The sequence below is a fragment of the Termitidicoccus mucosus genome (assembly GCF_038725785.1).
GTDB lineage: Bacteria > Verrucomicrobiota > Verrucomicrobiia > Opitutales > Opitutaceae > Termitidicoccus > Termitidicoccus mucosus.
This window is the reverse complement of the sequence record NZ_CP109796.1, coordinates 1,322,733-1,343,243: the sequence shown is the minus strand read 5'-3', so window position 1 is coordinate 1,343,243 and position 20,511 is coordinate 1,322,733. Positions and strand designations below refer to the sequence as shown.

The following is a 20,511-nucleotide window of genomic DNA, read 5'->3' as shown; positions in this document are numbered from 1 at the left end:
CCAAGCCGGACCGTCACTCTTCCGGGAGTCGCGCATCTGCCCTGAGCCAGCAAAACGTCCGGGGGCTTGGCAAGTGAACGTGGAGTCGTCCATTTTCGATCCGGGCCTCGCCCTGCCCGGCCAGCAATTTATATTGCGACGCCGCGACGGCGGGCAGGTCAATGGTCTGCCGGTCGCTGGTCGCGCCCTCGCGGAATATCAGCAGGTGCAGCGCGTATCCGCCGCCGTTAATCACCGCGAATCCGGTCCACGAATACCCGTCCGGAGGGGCGCCGAGGGGCAGCACGTCATTATCATAAAACTCCGGGCGCCACTGTTTCCAAAGTGCAACGAGAGGTTTCAGGGTGGTTATAAAACAGGGAGACAGGCCGGTGTTTTCGAACCACGCCAGCGGCGAGGCAAGCATCACGCTGGCGAACAAATAATCCGCCTGATACAAGGCCGGGCGCAGCGGGTCGCCGGCATACAGCGCGTCGTTGCGCTCCGCGTTCAGAAATTCCATCCGCAGTCGCATCGGGTGAATGGTTTGGGCCAGCGTCCAGAGGGCGCGGAGCGTCGAGTGGGGATAATAATTGCGCCAGTCGGTGTAGCGATTTTCGACAAAAATGGCGGCCCCGGCGGGCCGGCCCCAAAAACCGAGCCGCGCCTCGGCGGTGGTGTCGAGGTCCGCGATGATGTCGCCGTCCGACGCATCCCGCAGCCGGTCCAGCAGCGCGCGGAACCGCCGCTCGCATGACGGCGAGAGCAGCTTCACGCCGTCCAGCTTGAAGTGCCTGACTCCGTGCCGCTGCCAAAGGTCGATCAGCATGGCCGCGTCCTTTTCCCAGTTGGCGAAATCGTCGGACGAGTCGGGCGCATACCACAGGCCGACGCCGACCCCGCGCCTGCGTGCGTGCACCATCACCGGCTCCAAGCCGCGTGGAAACCGCTCCGGATCGGGCGTCCAGTAATCCGGCGCCGCCGCCCAGAAACCGCTCCAGATTCCGCCCTCCTGAATGGTGTTGATGGTGCGGCCCTTTTGCCAGCCGTCGTCCAGTTGTATCACCTCCACGCCCAGTTCCGACGCGCGGTCGATTTCCGTGATTATAAATATCTCGCAAATACGGTCCGCGCGCGAACGATCGCCCCAAGTGTTGCTCAACAGCACGCCGTCGCGTCCCGGTTTATACGGTTGCAGGCCGCGCTGCCAGCGCTGCAACGCCCGCGTCCGCCCACTCGCCCCGCCCTCATAGGCAAGGGTCACCTCTTCACAGGAAACGGCCGTGGCGCCGGGCGTTGCCATCCATCCGTCCGGTCCCGAAACCAGCGTCAACGCGGGCTCGGCGTCCCATGTCCGCACGCGCGCCGTCGGCGCAAGCCGGACCCAGACGAAACCGCGCCCGGTGCCGGGCTGCTCAAACGCCACGAGGTTCGCCCGGAGTTCCAGCCGTTTTTCGGACGGATGCAACTGGAGGCTGCGGCCCCAGGCAATTTCCCCGTGCTCGTCGCTTTTGTCCACATAATGATACTCCATGACGATGGCGTGGGGCGGGATGTTGAATGTTTTTGGCGGATTCACAGTGTTTGACTACAAATAGGGGGAAAGGGGGCGAGCCGGAAAACACTCACTCATGAGAACAGAACCGGCGACCAGCGACTTTGTGTCTAGTGCCTGCTTTTATTACCATGTCCGGGTAAAATGGGGGTATTGCTCGCTTCGCCTTGACGATGGAATCTGGAAGGCGAGGACAAGGAAGTTATCACACTGGAATCAATGAAATCCAATGCAGCTAAACCGCAATCTGAGAATTTCAGTTTATAATATCGTAGGAAGCACCTTCTACGTCCCACATATTCCTCATCTGCTCGTGCTTCGAGAAACACGAAACTTGATTGTTTACAAGCTTGCCCCGTATTCCGGAATAACAGATTTTACACGGCAGTTTTTCGATAAAACAGGTGCAGTTGGGAGTGGTAGTTTATATTACGAATTAGCAGGCAAGCTCTTGAATTATTTACGAAAAAAATAGGATGCAATTTGCAGGCAGGCCTGAATGGCGCTAAGATAAAGGCGATTGTCGTATTCAAACAGGCGGCATGAAACGGTTAAAAATCATGCAATGTATTGATTATAATATTGTAATGAATCATTCGTAGCATATTCATAACAATATGATTATTAATCAGTTATATTTAAACAGCTTTTCGCATCATTTGTGCAACAGCATTCCGCGCCGCGGGACTTCGAGGTTCACTGCCTGTGCGACGGATCTGGACGGCTTGAGTAAACTGCTGGCTGTTTTTTCCCGACCAGCCTGCTTTCCGGCACCCCAAAAAGCAGGAGCATGTGCTGCTCCACCCTGATGGTCTTCTGGGCGTTTCTTTCGCAGGTGCTCACGTGCAGCGCCTCGTGCCGCGCGACCGTGCAGGCATGGTGTGCGTCACGCGGCCGAGCCGTGCCCGGCGAAAGCACCAGCGCGTATTGCTAGGTCAGGTTGAGACTGCCGTTGAAAACGATGCAGAGGAACTTCAGCGTAATCAACGCGTGGATCGAAACGCAGGAATGAAGGCCCCTCCGCGCTGCTCAACGGCCGCAAGGTGCGTGTCGTTGACGGCACCGGCTTTTGCCAGCCCCGGACATGTCCGCCGATGTGGAATGGGAAGCGCTCAAGTCCGAGCGGGATAGTCTGCGCACCGCGACGGATGCCGCACGAGAAGAGTGGCGCAAGAAAGCGGCGGCCGTGGCCGAACCCAAATGGACGGCCACACAGCTCGTGGAATTTCCGCGCTCGCTTCCCGCCGGCTGGCACTGGCAGCGGCAGGCCCACTCGGGCACGATCACGCGGAGAGATACGCCACTCGCGCAGTGGCCGGAGATTCTCGCCTTGCTCGCCCGGTTGGAGCAGACGCCCGGCCTCACCGTCGTCAAAGTCGAGATTCAGGCGGACGGCACCGGCGGAGACCGCCACTTTGCGGTCATCACCGTGGAGGTGCGGATTGCAGTGGAGACCAACGGAAACCCGGAGCGGGCTGCGTTCCTTCGCCCGCTCCCGGTTTACCCAATGCTGCTGCGTCTGCATAGACGCTTGGTCGCCACTACACGCACTTTTGAAAGTAAACTTATACACATCAACGGCTTGAGTGGATCTACCCCTCAAAAAAACATCGGACTTCGCGAATAGCGGAAGGCGGGTTAATATACGGACGCCAGAAGTGGCATGGGCACTGCCTTTGAAGCTTAGCTCATGGAGTGTTTAACCGCTCAGTGAAGCTGACTGCTCAGTTTCCCTCTATAAAAACACAATAGGAGCGAAAATAAGCACCTCTTAACTCCATGTTTTACGCTTATCGGGGCGAGCACTTCGTCGTTCGTGAGCAGACTCAGCGTGAAGGCGTCCAGTTTTTCCATGTCGCAGCCAATAAGCAGCGGCGCGGCGTGCAGACACCAGAGGCTGATGTGCGTGTATTGCTCGTCGGGAGTGAGGCGGGTGGGGTGCTGGTTGCCCCTACCGACTTCGCCACGATGAGCATGTCGGGGTCGTTCCAGTTGCCTGGGTTGGAATAGGGAGCGGCATGATCGCGTCCGAATCCGATGTCGGTTATGCTTTGCCAAGTGTCGATGATGTCGCCCGTGGTGCGCCAACTGTTGCCGCTGACGGTGTCGCCCCATTCCCAGACGTTTTCGATGCCGTATTGGCAAAGGCTGTAAATGATGTCCCGTTTTTGTTCGCGCAAAAATTTTCCCATGAGCGCGAAGGGATAGACGGCCACATCGCGGCGGTTGGAGTTCGCGTAGGTCGGTATTCCGGGAGGGGCCGGGATTTTGCCTTCGATCACGCGGTCGTAACGGCACAGGTCGTATTTCAAATAATCAAAACCCCATTTGGCGTAGGTCTCGGCGTCCTGCCGTTCGTGCCCCCAACTGCCGAAACAATCGCCGCAGGTCCACGGGCCGGGAGACGAATAGATTCCGATTTTGAGGCCAAGGTCGTGGACGTAGTCGGCGAGTCCTTTCATGTCGGAAAATCGCAGGTTGGGCTGGATGCTCCCTCTGTGCGTCGCGCGCGGGGCCGCGCAGCGTCGGGTCGTCAGAGGAGCGATGATTTTGCCAATAGTCGTCGATGTTGATGTAGGTCCAGCCGTGGTTGATGAGTCCGCTTTTGACCATGGCAGCGGCGGCGCGCTTTACGTGGTCGGCGCTCACTTCGCCCGCGAAACAATTCCAACTGTTCCAGCCCATCGGCGGTGTCAGTGCGATGCGGTCACCGCAGACGATGCGGAATTTTTTCGCCGACACACCGAGCGCGTTTTTCGCGACGAGAGTCACGATGTGTTCGCCTTTGACGCCCAGTTCGCCGGTGATCCGCCCGGTGTTGCCGTCGAGTATCAGGTCGGCGGGAAGGTTTTTGGCGGAAAAGGTCATCGGGTGTTCGCCCGTGGCGGGGATTGTGTAGAGGAAGGGCGAGCCAGGGCGCACGCCGAAGACGCCGGGGCCGTTGATGCGCGGCGTGGCGGGCGGCGGGGGCGTGAGGATGTAGGGTTCGGTTGGCAGCGACGGCGGTGTGTTCGCGACGGCGTTCGACGTCAGCGCGTGCGAGAAAACGATTATGGCGAGCACGGCAGCCAGCGTCGGAAAGAAATGCGAGCGCATGTTATTTTTTCACGACCACCGGGGCGGTTTTTATATGCAGGGTTTTCCCGCGGAGTAGCTTGTCGTGCGTAATAAACCAGCCTTGCAATTTTTCCCCATCGTATATGATTTCGGTAATTTTCGGATCACCGGCGCTGCGGATGATCGTCACCGTTTGTCCGCCGAGTTGCATGCGCACTTCGTCGAAGAGCGGCACGGTGATTATATAATCCGGATCAGCCGGCGAGTAGGGATAGAGACCGATGGCGTTGAACACATACCACGAGGACATTTCGCCGGCGTCGTCCATGCCGCAGAGCGTGCGTCCGTCGCCCATGCCGTAAAAACGTTCCATTATTATATTGAGCAGGATTTGGCATTTCTCCTGACGGTTCGTCCAATAGTATAAATATGGAAATCCGTGGTCGGGCTGGTTGCCGTGACAATATTGTCCGATGAATGTATTTACATTCCGGGCGATGTGGCGCGGATTCCACGGCGTTGTGAAGAGGCGGTCGAGCTGGCGTTCGAAAGCGGTCTTGTCGGGGTAGAGCGCGATGAGCCCCTCCGTGTCGTGCGGCGCGAAAAAGGACGACTGCCACGCGTTGGCTTCGCGATACATGTATTCGTAATAGGGTTGCTTCGCGTCAAACGGCCTCACCCAGCTTCCATCTTCGAGGCGTCCGCGCATCAGGCCGGTTTCGGGGTCGAAGAGATTGGCGTAGTTGCGGGAGCGTTTCATCATGGTTTGGTAGGTCGCGTCGTCGTTCATTTCGCGTGCGAGCAGGGCGAGGGAATAATCGTCGTAGGCGTATTCGAGCGTTTTGGTGACGCCGGCTTTGGCCTTGGTTTCGACGCCAGGATCACCGACGCGAGGCGTGGAGATGTAGCCTTTGTTTATATATTCATTCAGGTGTGGACGACCGCGGTTGGATTCGCGGGTGGCGTTGGTCAGCAAAAGTTCGTACGCGCGTTTCACGTCGTAGCCGCGCAGGCCGCGCAGGTAGGCGCCGGCGATGAAGGGCGCGGCGTGGTCGCCGTGGAAAAAGATCGGCATGAAACCGCTGGCGTTGCCGCGCTCGATCATCGACTGGATCACGTCCTCGGTGATTTTTGGCGCGAGCATTCCGAGTAGCACGAGTTTGTTGCGGTAGTCGTCCCAGAGCGACGGGTCGGTGTAGTAAGCGTGGTTGGCGCGGACGGTTTTGCCCTTGGGGTTTTTGAATTCGCCGTTCGTGTCGCTGCGTAGCGCGGGCCAGAGGAACGAGCGGTAGAGGCACGAATAAAACATGCCGCGCTGGCGTTCGCTGCCGCCGGTCACACGGATTTTCGAGAGCAACGCCTCCCACGTTTCCGTGGCGGCGGTGCGGATGTCGTCGAAACTTTTTCCGGCAATCTCGGCTTCCAAATTTATGCGGGCATTTTCCGCGCTCACGAACGAGAGCCCGATTTTGATTTCGAGCGTTTGGTCGTCGCCGTCGAAATTAATGACGGGGAGTTTGTGCTCACGTCCCGAGTGCATTTCGATTTTTTCGATTTTGCGACTGGTGGTTGCGTAGAAAAAGATTTTGTCGCGCGCTTGTTGGAAACCCTGGAACGCATTTTCGGCAACCTGCTCGATTTTCCAGTCCTTCACCTGTTCGTTGGAAATGGCGAGGTTGACGATGAGTTTTTTGGTGCGGCCGTCCTTGTAGGTGTAGCGGTGGAAGCCACAGCGCAGGGTTGTGGTGAGTTCGACGTTTATATTATTCCGGCTCAGGAGCACTTGATAATAACCGGGGCTGGCGGATTCGTTTTTGTGACTGAAGGGCGACTCGAAATTATTCGGGTTGACTCTGCCCGAGGCAGGCATGACGGGGAGGTTGCACAGATTCCAGTGGCCCTTGTTGGTGTGCGCGAAGCCGACGATGGTGTTGTCTTCGTATTCGTAGCCGGCGCCGCTTTTGAAACGGGTGATGGGGCTGAGTTGCACCATGGCGTTGGGCAGCGACGAGCCGGGGAAGGTGAGACCACCCCAGACTTTCCATGGAGCCTTGAAGCCGACTTCGGCGACGGAGGACGGCGCGGTTGTACCGAGAAAGGGATCGACGTAACTGGTGAGCGGTTTGGCGTCGGCGGAGCGGGGTAGGATGGCGCAAGCTGCGAGGAGCAAGGCTGTGAGGGGACAGCGTGGCGTCGTCATCGTGATAGGTTTTGTTGAAAAGGACATTTGGGGTTTGTTGGCGAAGGATAAAGATTGAGATTTTCCGCGGCCATTTTCCCAGTAATACGGTTTTTGGTAAATCGTCCGATGCGATGAGATGTGCGGGCGCATCATCCCGACATCATCGTTTTGGACGATTTACTCAAAATGACATTTCCGGGATAGTGCGTCCGCTCCCACAACCCAGCAACCTATCCCTGATTTGTTTCAGCCCCCATGACAACCCTACGCTTATCGAAATCCTCCGCGCTCATCGCGGGCTTGCTTGTCCTCGCGCCGATTTGCGCCCGCGCCGCCGACCACACCGTGGCCGCAGGTGGAACATTGCCGACCGCCACTACGCTCACGGCGGGCGACACCATCACGTTGCAAGGTGACGCGTCGGTGGGCACCGCACAATACGCCATGGCCGCGAGATATTCCAGCATCGTCTCGTCAGACAACAACGTGTGGCGCACGCTCACGGTGAACTCCGCCAACTCACGACTGATGCAGATTAACAACGGCACATTCACTGTGACCTTCGATCACATCATCCTCTCGTCAGCGACCATCACCACCGCGGGACAGATGGGCGGCGGCATCCTTTTCAGCAACGGTGGCGCTGGCACAGCTACCATAAACGGAGATTTTCAGGTGAACAACAACTGGGCCGCTGGCAACGGTGGTGGCATACAAGTTGGCACGAATCTCCTCGTCTTCGGCGGCAAAGTCAGCTTCACGGGCAACTACGCGGGCGCTCAGGGCGGCGGGGTGAATATCGGCGTGGGCAGTCCCGGCGTGACCTTCATGGACACCGTTGTTTTTACCAGCAACACAGCCGCGCAAAACGGCGGCGCGACGCACATTCATAATGGAAGCGGAACAATCACCTTCCAAGGCAGTTCAACATTTGCATTGAACGAATCCGGTTCATTCGGCGGTGCCGTTTCCGCCTTTGGTCACCTTGATTTTCAAAAAGGCGCGTATTTTGAAAATAACAAGTCCATCTCGGCAGACGGAGGCGGTGGTGCCATCTATGTGAAAGGCAACGCGACCATCGTCGGCTCCAGCACGTTTATCAACAACAGCGCGGGCGGCTACGGCGGCGCCATCTTCCACGACCTTAGCGCGGCCACTCCGACGGCGCTCACCCTCGATGCCTCGCTCGGCGACATCTGGTTTGAAGGCAACCAAAGCAACACCGCCACCACTGCGACGCGCAATGCCATCAGTATCCGCACCAGCCCGACAACAACACCGAGCCTCATCTTCAACACCGGCACCGGTGCGAACGCGCACACCATCGCGCTCCTTGACCCCATCAACACCACCGACGCGACCGCCTATGCCACCATCACGCAAAACGGCGACGGCATCGTGCTCCTCGACACCTTCACCAGCGCCGTGACTGCGACCACGACCATCAACTCCGGAGCTTTCCGCCTCACGCGCCGCGCGACCTATGGCACCTCGGACACCATCGGTGACTTCATCCTCGCAGGCCCGGCCACGCTCTCCGGTAACGGCACCATTCGCGCCAACACCATCACGCTCGCTGACAACGCGCACCTCGAAGTCATCGGCGGCGGCACGCTCGCGCTTCAAGCCACCACGCACAACTACAGCACGAACGGCGTGCGCATTTCCGGCAACGGCACCATCGACGCTGGTGGCGCAATCACCGCCTTGCTCGTCGATGTCGGTTCGCTCGTCGCCGACGACCCCGCAGGCGGCATGCTCGCCAACTCCGCGCAAACACTCACATTTGCCGCCAGCACACCGCTCACGATTGCCAACAGCGGAACCATCGCCATCGACCTCTTCGCGGGCAACATCAGCGACCAGCTTGCCGTCGACACGCTCGCGCTCACAGGCAGCGCCTACCTCAACCTCATCGGCGCCGGCAACGGCTCCTACAAAGTCCTCACCGCGACCAGCGACATCACCGCGCTCACCGCAAACCTCAATCCGCTCGTCAACGGACTTGCCCCTGCCGGACACTTCGGCGCGGTGAAAGACTATCAGAATTCCGGCAAGGAACTCTGGATTAATTTCACCACGCAAAATCTCGCCACCGCCTGGACCGGCATAGGCGGCGGCATTTGGAAAAATGATTCCGGCTCCAATCTCAACTGGTATGACGGCAACGCCGCCACGCCTGATTACGCCTTCATCAACGGCGACCGTGTCCGCTTCGACGACACCGCCACCGTGAAAACCGTCACCATCGACGCCGCCGGTGTGACCGCCGCCGACATCACCGTCGATAACACCGTCGGCAACGACTACACATTCGTCGGTTCTGGCGGCATCGTCACCAGCACGACCAGCAGCGTCGGCTCGCTCGTCACCACGCCCACTGGCAAACTCGTCAAGGTCGGCGCGGGCGCGCTCAGCTTCGAAAACACCGGCACGAACATCTTCGTCGGCGGAATCGAAATCTCCGGCGGCACACTCGGCTTCACCGCAGGCAATCAACTCGGCGACGGCGGCAATGGCATCCATTTCACCGACGCCGCTGCGCTCCGCGCCAATGCCGACAATCTAACGCTCTCCAACAACCTCCTCATCGACGCCGGCAAAACCGCCACGCTCGATACCGCCGCGCACACGCTCACCTACAGCGGCATCCTCACGGGCATCGCCGCCACCGGCACGCTCGCCAAAACCGGTTCCGGCACGCTCAAGCTTACCGAGGACAACTCTGCCATCAATGCTGCCGCCGCCACCCACATCAGCGAGGGCACGCTCAGCCTCGACACCGCCGCCGCGAAACTCGGCGGACGCATCGACATCGCCACCGGCGCTACGCTCGCCGGCATCGGCGCCGCCACAGGAGACATTTTCGCAGCGGCCGGCGCCATCATCCGTCCCGGTTCGACGCACACCGCTGCCGAAACGCTCACGCTTCGCAACCTCACGCTCGATTCGTCCACCGTCCGCTTCGACCTTTTCGAAGGCAACGTCAGCGACCAGCTCAACATAACCGGCACGCTCACCATCAGCGGCAGCAACACCATCGATATCAGCGCCTTCAAATCCGGCACATTCGCGCTCGGCAACATCGCCGCGCTCGACGTCGCCAGCACCAAAGTCACCATCGGCGGTGTCGCACAGGTTGCCGGTTCCCGTCAAACCGCCACGATTGCGGCAAGCGGCACGAATCTCCTCCTCAACGCCAGCGCGGACATGTCGCGCATCCTCCGCTGGACCGGCTCGACCAGCGCCACTTGGTCCTCCATCGGCGCCAACTGGACGGATGGCGCCGCCGTGACACTTTACGCCAACGGCGACCGCGTCATCTTCGATAGCACTGCCGACACTGCCAGCCCTGGCAATCGCTCCATCACCATCGAAGGCACAGGCGTGACCGTGTCCGATATTCAAATACAAGGCTCCGGCAACTACACCTTCGCCGGCTCGGGCATCACAGCCGACGCCGCCAGCGTCATTTCCGGCACCCTCACCGGCGCGACCGGCAAATTCGTCAAAGACGGTTCCGGCACGCTCGCCTTCACCAACGCGGCCAACAATTTCAAAAACGGCATCGAACTCGGCGGCGGCGCGGTGACCTTCACCGACGGCGCGCAACTCAACGGTGGCGGCATCCGCTTTACGGGCGACACCGCACTTGCTCCCCAAGCCGACGCACTCACGCTTTCAGCCAACATCGCCATCGACGCCGGCAAAACGGCCGCACTCGCCCTCGGCGCAAACAACCTCGCGCTCACCGGCACCCTCTCCGCCACCGCCGCCAGCGGCACCCTCGTCAAAACCGGCACGGGCACGCTTACGCTCTCCGGCAACAGCGCTGCGACAACCTCGAACCTGGTCGCAAATATTTCCGCAGGTGAATTCCGCCTCGCGGGCGCGAGCCTCGGCGGCACGGTCAACCTCGCGGCAAATACGCGCCTTTCCGGTATCGGAAGTTTGAATATGGTGCGCACATCAGCCGGCGACGTCATTGCCGTAGGCGCGGGCATCCTTAACATCGCCAGCCTGCAGCTCGCCTCCGGTGGCACGCTCACGAGTAGCTCGCCCAACGCCACGCTCGCCGGCGCGGCCACATTTGCGGGCTCCCTGACCGCCGACATTGCCGCAGGTAATGCCCTCACGTTTACCGGATCCAACACCGGTGCCGCCAGCCTCTTGAAAATCGGTGCGGGTAACCTCGTCTTCGAGGGCGCGCCCTCGTTCGGCTACACGGGTACCACGCAAATCGACCAAGGCTTCGTCATGTTCCGCAATATCTCTGGCACGGATGCCGCCGCCGTCATAAACACCATCGTCCTCAACGGCGGCTGGCTCGACCTCTCCGACGCGCAGGCGCTCGACACCACCGGCTCCACATCGAACGATTGGGCCGGCCTCAAAATCATCCGGGGCGCAAACGCGGCATCCAGCGGCGTCATCGGCGTAAACGACATCGTGCGCGTCGGCTCCGGCACCACGACTTTCGCCATCGGCAGTGGCACAAAAACCGGCGTGTTTGTTGTCATCGATGCGGGCAACGACACCGCAGTCCTCTCCGGCACCAACATTTACAAAGGCTACACACGCATCGACAGCGGCACGCTTCGCGTCACTGCCGACATGCAACTCGGCGACATCGCCGCCAAGCGCGAAGTCGTTCTCAACGGCGGCGCGCTCCAAATCAGCAGCAGCCTCACCACCACACGCGCCATTGAGCTCCGCACCGACGGCACTGTCGTCACCGACGCCGGCGTCGCCACGACATGGGCGGCGGTCAATGTCACCGGCAGCGGACTTTTCACATTCACCAAACTCGGCAGCGGCACCTTCACGAACAACGGCGCGAGCGCTGCCGCCGCTGTTAACGTAACTGAAGGCCGTTACGTCGCCACGAAATCAAACGGCGCAGGCACCGGATACGTCACCGTCGCCGCAAACGCGATCTTCGAGATGAACACCGGTGCGGGCACGGCCGTCGTCGCGAACAATTTCGCCGGCTCTGGCACGCTCGCTATCACCGCCGGCGCGAACACATTCTCCGGCACATCGGTCGCCATCGACCACATCGCCATCACCGGTGCGGCCACCAACATCACCTCGGCCAACGGTCTCCTGCCAATCGCCTTCGGCACGCCCAACGGCACGCTTACCATCGACGCCGCACGCTTCAATCTCGGCGCGCCAACCACGATGCTCGGCAACGTGACACTCTCGAACAACGCTACGTTCGGTTTCGCATCGAGCGGCACCGGCGGCGCTTCGTTCAAGACCGCCACGGTAAATACACTGGCGGGCAGCGGCACGCTTTGGTTCAACACCAACCTCGCGCGTGCCCGCAACGACCGCCTCGCCATTCTCACCACTCCCAGCGGCGACTACACGCTGCGTATCAACAACACCGGCCCCGTGCCCACGACATACTCCGCGCCGCTCACCATCATCGACGCGCCCGCAGGCGGCACTGCCACCTTCACATTGCCCGGAGGCAAAATCGACGTCGGCATGTTCTCCTACGCTGTCACCACAGGCACCGAAAGTGGCAAACTCGTCGTCAACATCACCGGCACCGGCGCGATGAGCAACGCAGGCTCCGTCATCAACGCCATGGCGGGCGCGCTCCCGCTGAGCTGGTTTTCCGAGTTGAACACTGTCAGCCAGCGCCTCGGTGAACTGCACCTCGACAAACGCGGCCCCGAAGGCCGCCCATCCGCGTGGATGCGCGCCTACGGGCAGCAACTCGACTTCGGCGCGGGCGTCACCGGACTCGCCTTCGACGAGCGCCAATACGTTGTCGATGCGGGAGTTGATTACAAACTCCGCAGTGCGGGCGAAACGAGCGTCTACATCGGCGGTTTCTTCGGCTATGGCCAGACCGATCGTGATTTTGGTTCCGCAGGAGAGGCATCCGGCCAGAGTATCCACGGCGGCATCTACGAAACTATTTGCACAAAGAGCGGCTGGTATCTCGACGGTGTTCTCAAGGTGAACGGTTTCGACAACGACTTCACCGCCGTCGCGCCCACCGGCGAAACGATGACCGGCAATTACAACACCTACGCGATCGGTGGTTCGCTCGAACTCGGCAAGCGTTTTGAAATCGACTCCGGCTGGTATATTGAGCCGCAAATCCAAGGTGCCTACACGCAGCTCATGGGCAAACGCTACACGACGAGCTCCGGCATCGAGGTGCAATTCGAAACCGGCAATACTGCGCAAGGCCGCGTCGGATTTGTCTTCGGGCGTCTCTTCGAAGCCGGCGTGGACAAATATTTCCAGGTTTACGTGAAAGCCTACGGTGCATCGCAATGGACGACCGGCGGCGCCGTCATCGCCACGCCCGCAGGCGGCCAGCCGCAACGTTTCCTGCCCGCAATCAAAGGCGACCGCCTCGAAGGCGGTACGGGCTTCGCATGGAAACCGTCCGCGAAACAATTCCAACTCTATTTCGATTTGGAAACCGCCACCGCCGATGATTACGTAAAACCGTGGGGACTGAACTTCGGCGTCCACTACGGCTGGTAAACCCCGCGCATCGTGGCGCAGACAGCCAAGTCTGCCTGAAAAACAGAAGGCAGGTTTAGCACCCCGCGCTGAATACGCGATCACACTTTCTTTGCCATGTTACCCAGAAATATCCTCACTGCGATCCCATTGGCGTTTTTTGCGCTCACGTCGTTCGCGCACGCCCAAACGGTCGCCCCTGTTGCAACCGGCACCACAACGCCCAAAACATCAGCGTCAACCACCGACGAAATCGTCGAAATGTCCGTCTTCACCGTGCAGGCGAGCGACGACTCCGGCTATCAAGCGACAAACACCACCAGCGGCAGCCGCCTGAAAACATCGCTCAAGGATACCGCCGCAGCCATCTCGCCATTCACCGCGGAGTTTTTGTCCGACATGGGCGTGACCAGCCTCGAAGAAATGCTCACCTACGCGAGCAACGTCGAAACCGACACCGAGGACGGCACCAACGGCTTCAACAATTCATCGGGCCGCTTCGCCGGCACGACCAACGCGCGCTTCCGCATACGCGGCATCACCGCCGGCGCATCGCGCGACTACGTTGATTCGGCCATCCCCGCAGATTTCTACAACACGGAGCGCGTTGAAGTCGCCAGCGGCCCCAACTCAATTCTTTTCGGCATGGCCGACGCGGGTGGCAGCGTGGCGTTTTCAACCAAACGCGCCCGCACGACACGCAATTCCACCAGCATCACGAATGTTTACGGCTCGTGGGACTTTGAGCGACTCATGCTCGACCAGAATTGGGTTCTCATCCCTCGCAAACTTGCCTTCCGATTGATGGGCTTGTATCAAAACTCCAGCACATGGCGCGAGTGGCAGTTCGCCGACCAGAAACGTTTTACGCCGGCGGTCATGATAAAGCCGTTCCGAAACACCGTCGTGCATCTCAACTACGAAGCCGGAGTCTTCGACAACAGCACCAACGTCACTTGGAACGCGATTGACCAAATCACCGGCTGGCTTGCTGCCGGACGACCCACGACAAACGGCGTGACCGGCGGAGTGATACCCGACGGCATGGGGCAATACAGCACGACCGCGAACCGCTACACTGTTTTTGAGGATGACAACGGCATCGTTTTCAACGAAAGGAGCGCGCTCCGAAGTGCGCGCGTTGCTGGCAGCGATGCGCTCGTTCCGCCATCAATCATGCCGTACGACGTCAACCTCGTCGGCCCCGGCGGGCAACGGAACCAGAAGTTTGAAAGCTGGTCCGCCATCGTCGAACAACGGGCGGGCCCGGTGAGTTTGGAGTTCGGCTATTTCCACAACCGCAACGACGTCGTCGCCAACTCCTCGAATCCCGACGGACAGACGGCGCTCTACGCCGACCCAAATGAAACCGTGACCATCGGCAGCTCGACCATGCCGAATCCGCGCGTTGGCCAATTCTACATGGAATCGCCGTGGATACGCGACACGGTCACCAACACCAACGATGTCGTCCGCCTCACCGCCGCGTGGGAACTCAAACTCGGCAAATATTGGGGCCGGCACCGTCTCGCCGGCTTGGTCGAGCATTCCGAAAATGAATTGGTGCGCGATTACCGGATTCAGATTTTCGCCAACGACAACAACGAGGCCATTTCCAACAAGGCCACGCCCGAAAACACCGTGAATCTCGTCAATCACCGCCATTATTTTGCCGAGGGCGATTACAAAAATTATTACTCCGGCAATGCGCAAATCGACGTCCCCGGGTTTTCCATCGGCGACAATTATTACCACACCACCTACGTCACGCGCGAAAAAGCCTACACGCACACCAAAAAATCCATTAACTCCTACATGCTCGCGCTGCAAAGCTACTGGCTCGACAACCGACTCGTGACGCTGTTTGGCTATCGCATAGACGACATCACCTTTCGCAATGAAGACCAGGCTCGCATCACCTCGGCCGCGGATCCACGCGTTCTCTCCGGCCGCAAGGTTCTCAACGAATGGGCGCCGCTCGGCACCTATGTCGTGAACAAATACCAGCCCGGCACCTTCACTGCCGGCGGGGTCTATCACATCTCGCGTCGCATTTCGCTTTTTGCCAATGCATCCTCCAACAAATCCGCGCCGCGCTTCGACCGCACTGTTCTGCCTGACGGCGATGTTCCGCCTCCCACCGGCGGCAGGAGCCGCGACTTCGGCGTGATGCTCGATTTCTTTGGTGACGACCGTTACTTCGTCCGCGCTTCGCATTACGATACGCGGCAATTTGGTGACGCCGCCATCGTTCCCAACGGCACCGCCAGCAATACCTCGACTATTCTCGGCGGGCAAAACCTCATCGACATCTACAGCGAACTTCTCGCCGCTGGAAAAATCACACAGTCCCAATACGACCACGACCTCGTTTTCTACAACGCCGGCATGGTGGACGTGCACACGAAAGGCTACGAAGTCGAGTTTGTCGCCAACCCGACGCGCAACATTTCCATTCGCGCCAACTATTCCTACTCCGACCGCAACCGCACAAATATCTTTCAGGAAATCTACGCCTACTGGGACGCGAAAACGCCGGAGTGGATTACCCTCGCGCAAGGCGACCAGACGCTCATCGACTCCATCAACGCCAAGGTGGACAATACCTACACGCGGCTCCAAAACCAAATCTACAGCCAGAGCGGCCCGCTCGGCTCGCGCCCGCACAAGTTCACCGCCACCGGACGCTATCAATTTTCCAAAGGTATCCTGAAAGGATTCACCATTGGCGGCGGCGTGCGCTACCAAAGCGCCCCCTATGTTCGCAAACTCGGCGCCACTGCTGCGGAAAACGAAATCACTACGGGCGAGGATTTGTGCTTCTTCGATGCGTTCCTGACTTACCGCTGCCGCGTGAAATGGATGAAGTCCAACCTCATGCTCCAGCTCAACGTGCGCAACATCGGCAATAACGATACCGTTACTGTTGCCCGCTACACAACCGATGACGTTTCCGATCGCGTCTATCTCAACGAACCGCGCAACATCCGCCTCACCGCGACGCTGAATTTTTAAGGACGAATTTTTTATCCATGCGCCCCGCGCTTATCTCATTTGCTGTCATTGCCGCTGCTAGCTCGGCAATGGCCGCGCGAGCCGCTCCTGATTCGCCCAACCTAGTTCTTGTCATCGCCGACGACTGCACCAAATACGACACCGAAATTTACGGCGGCCCCGCAAAAACACCGCACCTGATGCGTCTCGCCGGCGAGGGCATGAACTTGACGCGCTGCTTTCAGGCGTCGCCCATGTGCTCGCCCACACGCCACGCGCTTTTCACTGCGAAGTATCCCGTGAAAACTGGCGCATATCCAAACCACACATACGTTAGCGATGGTGTCACCAGCATTGCCAGCTGGCTCAGGAGCGCTGGCTACCGCGCCGCGCTCTCCGGGAAAACGCATATCAATCCACCCGCTGCATTTCCGTTTGAATACCTCTCCACTCGCCCCATTCCGGAAAACAAACGTCCGAGACAAAATCCAGATTTCACCGCCATTGACACGTTTCTCGGCGACTGCGTAAAAAACAAAACACCATTCGGCCTCTTTGTCTGTTCGCACGAACCGCACGAGCCTTGGAATAAAGGCGACGCATCGAAATACCTGCCAGCCAAACTCAAATTGCCGCCCAACTTTTTCGATACGCCCAAAACGCGCGCCGCTTACTCGCGTTATCTCGCAGAGATTACCTATTTCGACGGGCAGGTCGGCGATATGCTCGCACTGCTCGACAAACACAGTCTTGCCGACAGCACCATCGTCATTGTTCTCACCGAGCAGGGCAGCAGTTTTCCGTTCGCTAAATGGACATGTTACGATGCCGGCGTCGGCAGTGGCTGTGTCATTCGCTGGCCCGGACACATCAAGCCTGGCAGCAAATCCGACGCGCTTGTGGAATACATCGACATGATTCCCACCGTTTGCGACGCAGCGGGCATCAAAGCGCCCGACGACCTCGACGGGCGTTCATTTCTTCCCATGCTCGAAGGCAAAACAAACAAGCACAAGGAGCACGTCTTTGCCTTGCAAACCTCGCGAGGCATTCATGGCGGCCCCGATTACTACGGTATTCGCACCGTGCGCGATGAACGCTACCGCTACGTCCGCAACCTCACACCCGGTGTCACCTTTAAAAACACCGCCATCAAAACCCCATGGTATGGGGAGTGGCTTGCAGCCGCCCGCAACGGCAGCGCCCAAGCCGTGGGTATGACCAAACTCTACCAGCACCGCCCTGCCGAGGAACTCTACGATTGCGAAAACGACCCTTGGAACATGCGCAACCTTATCGACGACCCCGCATTCAAGAACCGTGCCGGCATCCTTTGCGACAAGCTTGCCGCTTGGATGAAATCGCAGGGAGATAAAGGTCAGGCTACCGAAATGGAAGCATTGAAACACATTTGGAAAAATGCCGGCGACAGCGTCGGCGAAGAATGATTGTTAGCTGCGACAATAAAACATGATTTGTCCCATAAGATTTCCCGTGATGCTGTTACTCTCCGTGTTCTGCGCAACGCGCACGCGCCATGCGCAGAGCGGAAAGGCCGGGAACGCCGCGCCCCGCGACACCAGGGAAACCAAGGTTACGCTCAACTGTATATCGTTTCTCGGCAAGCTGATTCATGGCTGCACCTGTCTGCCAAAACAAAAGGAAATCGTCGCAAGCCAAGGCCTTTTAATCGTTCATCCCTTTGGACGATTGTGGGCGCCACACCGTCCTTATAATATTTTTTAAAATGATTACCCGAAAACTGCTGACTGGCGCCATTCCCGCCATGCTGGGCGCTTCACTTGGTTGTTCCGCTGCGAATGTCGCGCAACCGTCTCGCCCCAACATCGTCCTCATTCTCGCTGACGACCTCGGCTACTCCGACATCGGTTGCTTTGGTGGCGAAATCGAAACACCCAACCTCGACCGCCTCGCGCGCGACGGCCTGCGCATGACGCAATTCTATACCACGCCCCGCTGCTGTCCCACGCGCGCGTCGCTCCTCACCGGCCTCTATTCGCACCAAGCGGGCATCGGCAATATGATGGATGACCGCGGCGTCCCCGGCTACCGAGGCGAACTCAGCAAAAACGCGCTCACCATTGCCGAAGAACTCCGGCTCGCTGGCTACCGCACGTCCGCTGTCGGAAAATGGCATGTCGCACACATATATTTCGACGGCAAAAAACAACTCAACCGCGAAGTCGAAACGCCCTTCTGGGATAATAAAAACACCTGGCCGCTACAGCGCGGCTTTGAAAATTACTACGGCACCATCCACGGCGTGAACAGTTACTACGACCCCTTCTCGCTCACGGAAGGCAACACGCCCATTCTCACGCCGCAGCCGCGCGATTATTATTACACCGACGCCATTTCCGCGCGCGCTGTTGCGGAAATTGACCGCCACGCAAAAGTAGATGCTGGCGAACGAAACCCATTTTTTCTCTACGTCGCCTACACTGCGCCACACTGGCCGCTGCAAGCGCGCGAAGCCGACATCGCGAAATATCGCAAACGCTATCTCGACGGCTGGGACAAGCTCCGCTCCGCCCGTTATCAGCGCCAAATCGACATGGGTATCATCGACAAAAACTACCCGCTTTCGCCGCGCGATGAGCGCGTCAGCGCATGGGACAACGTGCGCGACAAGGAATGGGAAGCCAACCGCATGGCCACCTACGCCGCGATGGTTGAAAACATGGACACCGGCATCGGCCGCATTTGCATACGCCTCAAGCAACTCGGTCTCGACGAAAACACACTCGTCATATTTCTCTCCGACAACGGCGCCTGCGACGAACGCATTCACCCGTCATGGTATGACGTTCCCAGCCGCACGCGCGACGGACGCCCCGTGCGCATCGGCAATAACGACCGTTCTGTTTTTGCAGGCCCCGAGGACGTGTGGCAAAGCTACGGCATCCCTTGGGCCAACGTCAGCGACACGCCCTTCCGCCTCTACAAACACTTCACGCACGAAGGCGGCATCGCCACGCCGCTCATCGCCCGCTGGCCCGCCGGAATACAAAAACCCGGCACTATCTCCACACACACCGGGCACATCATCGACATCATGGCCACATTGGTTGATGCGGCCGGTGCGAAACATCCCGCGGCCTACGAAGGCCGCGATATCAAGCCACTCGAAGGCGCAAGCCTGCTACCCATTTTTGCCAACGCGACAGGCGACGTCGAGCGCGCCACACCGCTCTTCTGGGAGCACGAAGGCAACCGCGCGGTGCGCCTTGGAAAATGGAAACTCGTCGCGCAAAATCAAAAACCGTGGGAGCTCTACGACATCGCAGACGACCGTACCGAGCAAAAAAATCTCGCCGCTGCCAACCCGCAAAAAGTGAAAGAACTCGCCGATCTCTACGATGCCTGGGCGGAGCGTTGTGGAGTCCTTGCTCGCGGAAAACTTCCGCCCGCCCGTCCGATTAAACCCGCCGCAAACTGACGTTTTTTGTAGCGCAGACTTCCAGTTTGAATAACTGTTCGACACCAAAACACGCCCACCCATGAGCATCACCACCGTTGGCATAGTTGAAGACGACCTCGTTTTGCGCAACACACTTGCGCGTATCATCGACGACACGCCCGGCTTTCAATGTGTGGGGAAATGTGCGTCCGCCGAGGAGGCGCTCAAAAGACTCCCGCCACTCAAACCCGCCGTCATCATCATGGACTTGAATCTGCCCGTGATGACCGGCATCGAATGCACGCGCCGCATGAGTGCGCTCCTGCCCTCGACCCCCATCATCATCCTGACGATGTATGAGGACGGCGAACTCATCTTTCGCGCGCTGAAGGCCGGCGCGAGCGGTTATCTCATCAAACGTTCCAAACCCGACGAAGTGCTCACGGCGATTAAGGAAGCGCACGAAGGCGGCGCGCCCATGAGCAGCCATATCGCGCGTCGCGTGGTATTTTCGTTTCGCGAACCACCGCCGAGCGCTGATGCCGCCGCTGCGACCGCGACGCTCACCGAACGCGAGCACGAATTGCTGCAGTATCTCTCGCAAGGTTTCGCGAACAAGGAAATCGCGGACAAGCTCAACATCAGCATCCCGACGGTGCGCACGCACCTGCGGCACATCTACGAAAAACTCCATGTCCGCTCGCGCACCGAGGCCGTCGTGAAAGTGATGGGGGCGTCCTCGTCGCGCGGTACATAGCCGCAGTCGTGATGGAGTTTTGTGTTGCGGTCAAACTGCTGAAGCGCGCACAGGCCCCCGCTCCAAATGCC

At 59.1% G+C, this 20,511-nt stretch carries 10 protein-coding genes and 1 pseudogene; 7 read left to right on the top strand and 4 right to left on the bottom strand.

The genetic code is table 11. The features are described from left to right. Positions 1-13: 13 nt before the first annotated feature. Positions 14-1,558: an alpha-galactosidase gene (locus OH491_RS04460; RefSeq protein ID WP_068769146.1), complete on the bottom strand. Its 1,545-nt coding sequence runs from the start codon at positions 1,556-1,558 to the stop codon at positions 14-16. A 1,060-nt stretch (positions 1,559-2,618) separates the two neighbouring features. Here OH491_RS04460 and OH491_RS04455 point away from each other — a divergent pair. Next, on the top strand, positions 2,619-3,161 hold the full coding sequence (locus tag OH491_RS04455) for a hypothetical protein (RefSeq protein WP_068769147.1): 543 nt from the start codon (positions 2,619-2,621) through the stop codon (positions 3,159-3,161). A gap of 199 nt (positions 3,162-3,360) precedes the next feature. Here OH491_RS04455 and OH491_RS04450 read toward each other — a convergent pair whose 3' ends face one another. The 3 genes and pseudogenes from OH491_RS04450 to OH491_RS04440 form a co-directional block, all read right to left on the bottom strand. Further along, positions 3,361-3,996: a hypothetical protein gene (locus OH491_RS04450; RefSeq protein WP_334319094.1), complete on the bottom strand. Its 636-nt coding sequence runs from the start codon at positions 3,994-3,996 to the stop codon at positions 3,361-3,363. A 280-nt stretch (positions 3,997-4,276) separates the two neighbouring features. Further along, positions 4,277-4,630: pseudogene (locus OH491_RS04445) on the bottom strand (putative Ig domain-containing protein); the annotation flags it as partial. A gap of 1 nt (position 4,631) precedes the next feature. Next, positions 4,632-6,761, bottom strand: a complete 2,130-nt coding sequence (locus OH491_RS04440) for a GH92 family glycosyl hydrolase (protein WP_334319095.1) — start codon at positions 6,759-6,761, stop codon at positions 4,632-4,634. A gap of 267 nt (positions 6,762-7,028) precedes the next feature. Here OH491_RS04440 and OH491_RS04435 point away from each other — a divergent pair, with 267 nt between their 5' ends. From OH491_RS04435 to OH491_RS04410, 6 genes are all read left to right on the top strand, one after another. Beyond that, complete coding sequence (locus OH491_RS04435; RefSeq protein WP_068769150.1) at positions 7,029-13,289, top strand: autotransporter outer membrane beta-barrel domain-containing protein; 6,261 nt, start codon at positions 7,029-7,031, stop codon at positions 13,287-13,289. 96 nt (positions 13,290-13,385) lie between these two features. Continuing rightward, positions 13,386-16,283, top strand: coding sequence for a TonB-dependent siderophore receptor (locus OH491_RS04430; protein WP_084441891.1), 2,898 nt, complete (start codon positions 13,386-13,388; stop codon positions 16,281-16,283). 17 nt (positions 16,284-16,300) lie between these two features. Beyond that, positions 16,301-17,710 (top strand): sulfatase family protein, encoded by a 1,410-nt coding sequence (locus OH491_RS04425; RefSeq protein ID WP_068769152.1) that lies wholly within the window; start codon positions 16,301-16,303, stop codon positions 17,708-17,710. A 49-nt stretch (positions 17,711-17,759) separates the two neighbouring features. Next, complete coding sequence (locus tag OH491_RS04420) at positions 17,760-18,008, top strand: hypothetical protein (protein ID WP_068769153.1); 249 nt, start codon at positions 17,760-17,762, stop codon at positions 18,006-18,008. A gap of 1 nt (position 18,009) precedes the next feature. Continuing rightward, positions 18,010-19,722, top strand: coding sequence for an arylsulfatase (locus OH491_RS04415; RefSeq protein ID WP_068769154.1), 1,713 nt, complete (start codon positions 18,010-18,012; stop codon positions 19,720-19,722). A 61-nt stretch (positions 19,723-19,783) separates the two neighbouring features. Further along, on the top strand, positions 19,784-20,440 hold the full coding sequence (locus OH491_RS04410) for a response regulator (protein ID WP_068769155.1): 657 nt from the start codon (positions 19,784-19,786) through the stop codon (positions 20,438-20,440). The last annotated feature ends 71 nt before the right edge of the window (positions 20,441-20,511 follow it).

Excerpts from the sequence above, each read along its gene's own strand:
- OH491_RS04435 (WP_068769150.1), top strand. The coding sequence starts at position 7,029 with ATGACAACCCTACGCTTATCGAAATCCTCCGCGCTCATCGCGGGCTTG.
- OH491_RS04415 (WP_068769154.1), top strand. The coding sequence starts at position 18,010 with ATGATTACCCGAAAACTGCTGACTGGCGCCATTCCCGCCATGCTGGGC.
- OH491_RS04420 (WP_068769153.1), top strand. The coding sequence starts at position 17,760 with ATGCTGTTACTCTCCGTGTTCTGCGCAACGCGCACGCGCCATGCGCAG.
- OH491_RS04455 (WP_068769147.1), top strand. The coding sequence starts at position 2,619 with ATGTCCGCCGATGTGGAATGGGAAGCGCTCAAGTCCGAGCGGGATAGT.
- OH491_RS04410 (WP_068769155.1), top strand. The coding sequence starts at position 19,784 with ATGAGCATCACCACCGTTGGCATAGTTGAAGACGACCTCGTTTTGCGC.
- OH491_RS04430 (WP_084441891.1), top strand. The coding sequence starts at position 13,386 with ATGTTACCCAGAAATATCCTCACTGCGATCCCATTGGCGTTTTTTGCG.
- OH491_RS04450 (WP_334319094.1), bottom strand. The coding sequence starts at position 3,996 with ATGAAAGGACTCGCCGACTACGTCCACGACCTTGGCCTCAAAATCGGA.
- OH491_RS04425 (WP_068769152.1), top strand. The coding sequence starts at position 16,301 with ATGCGCCCCGCGCTTATCTCATTTGCTGTCATTGCCGCTGCTAGCTCG.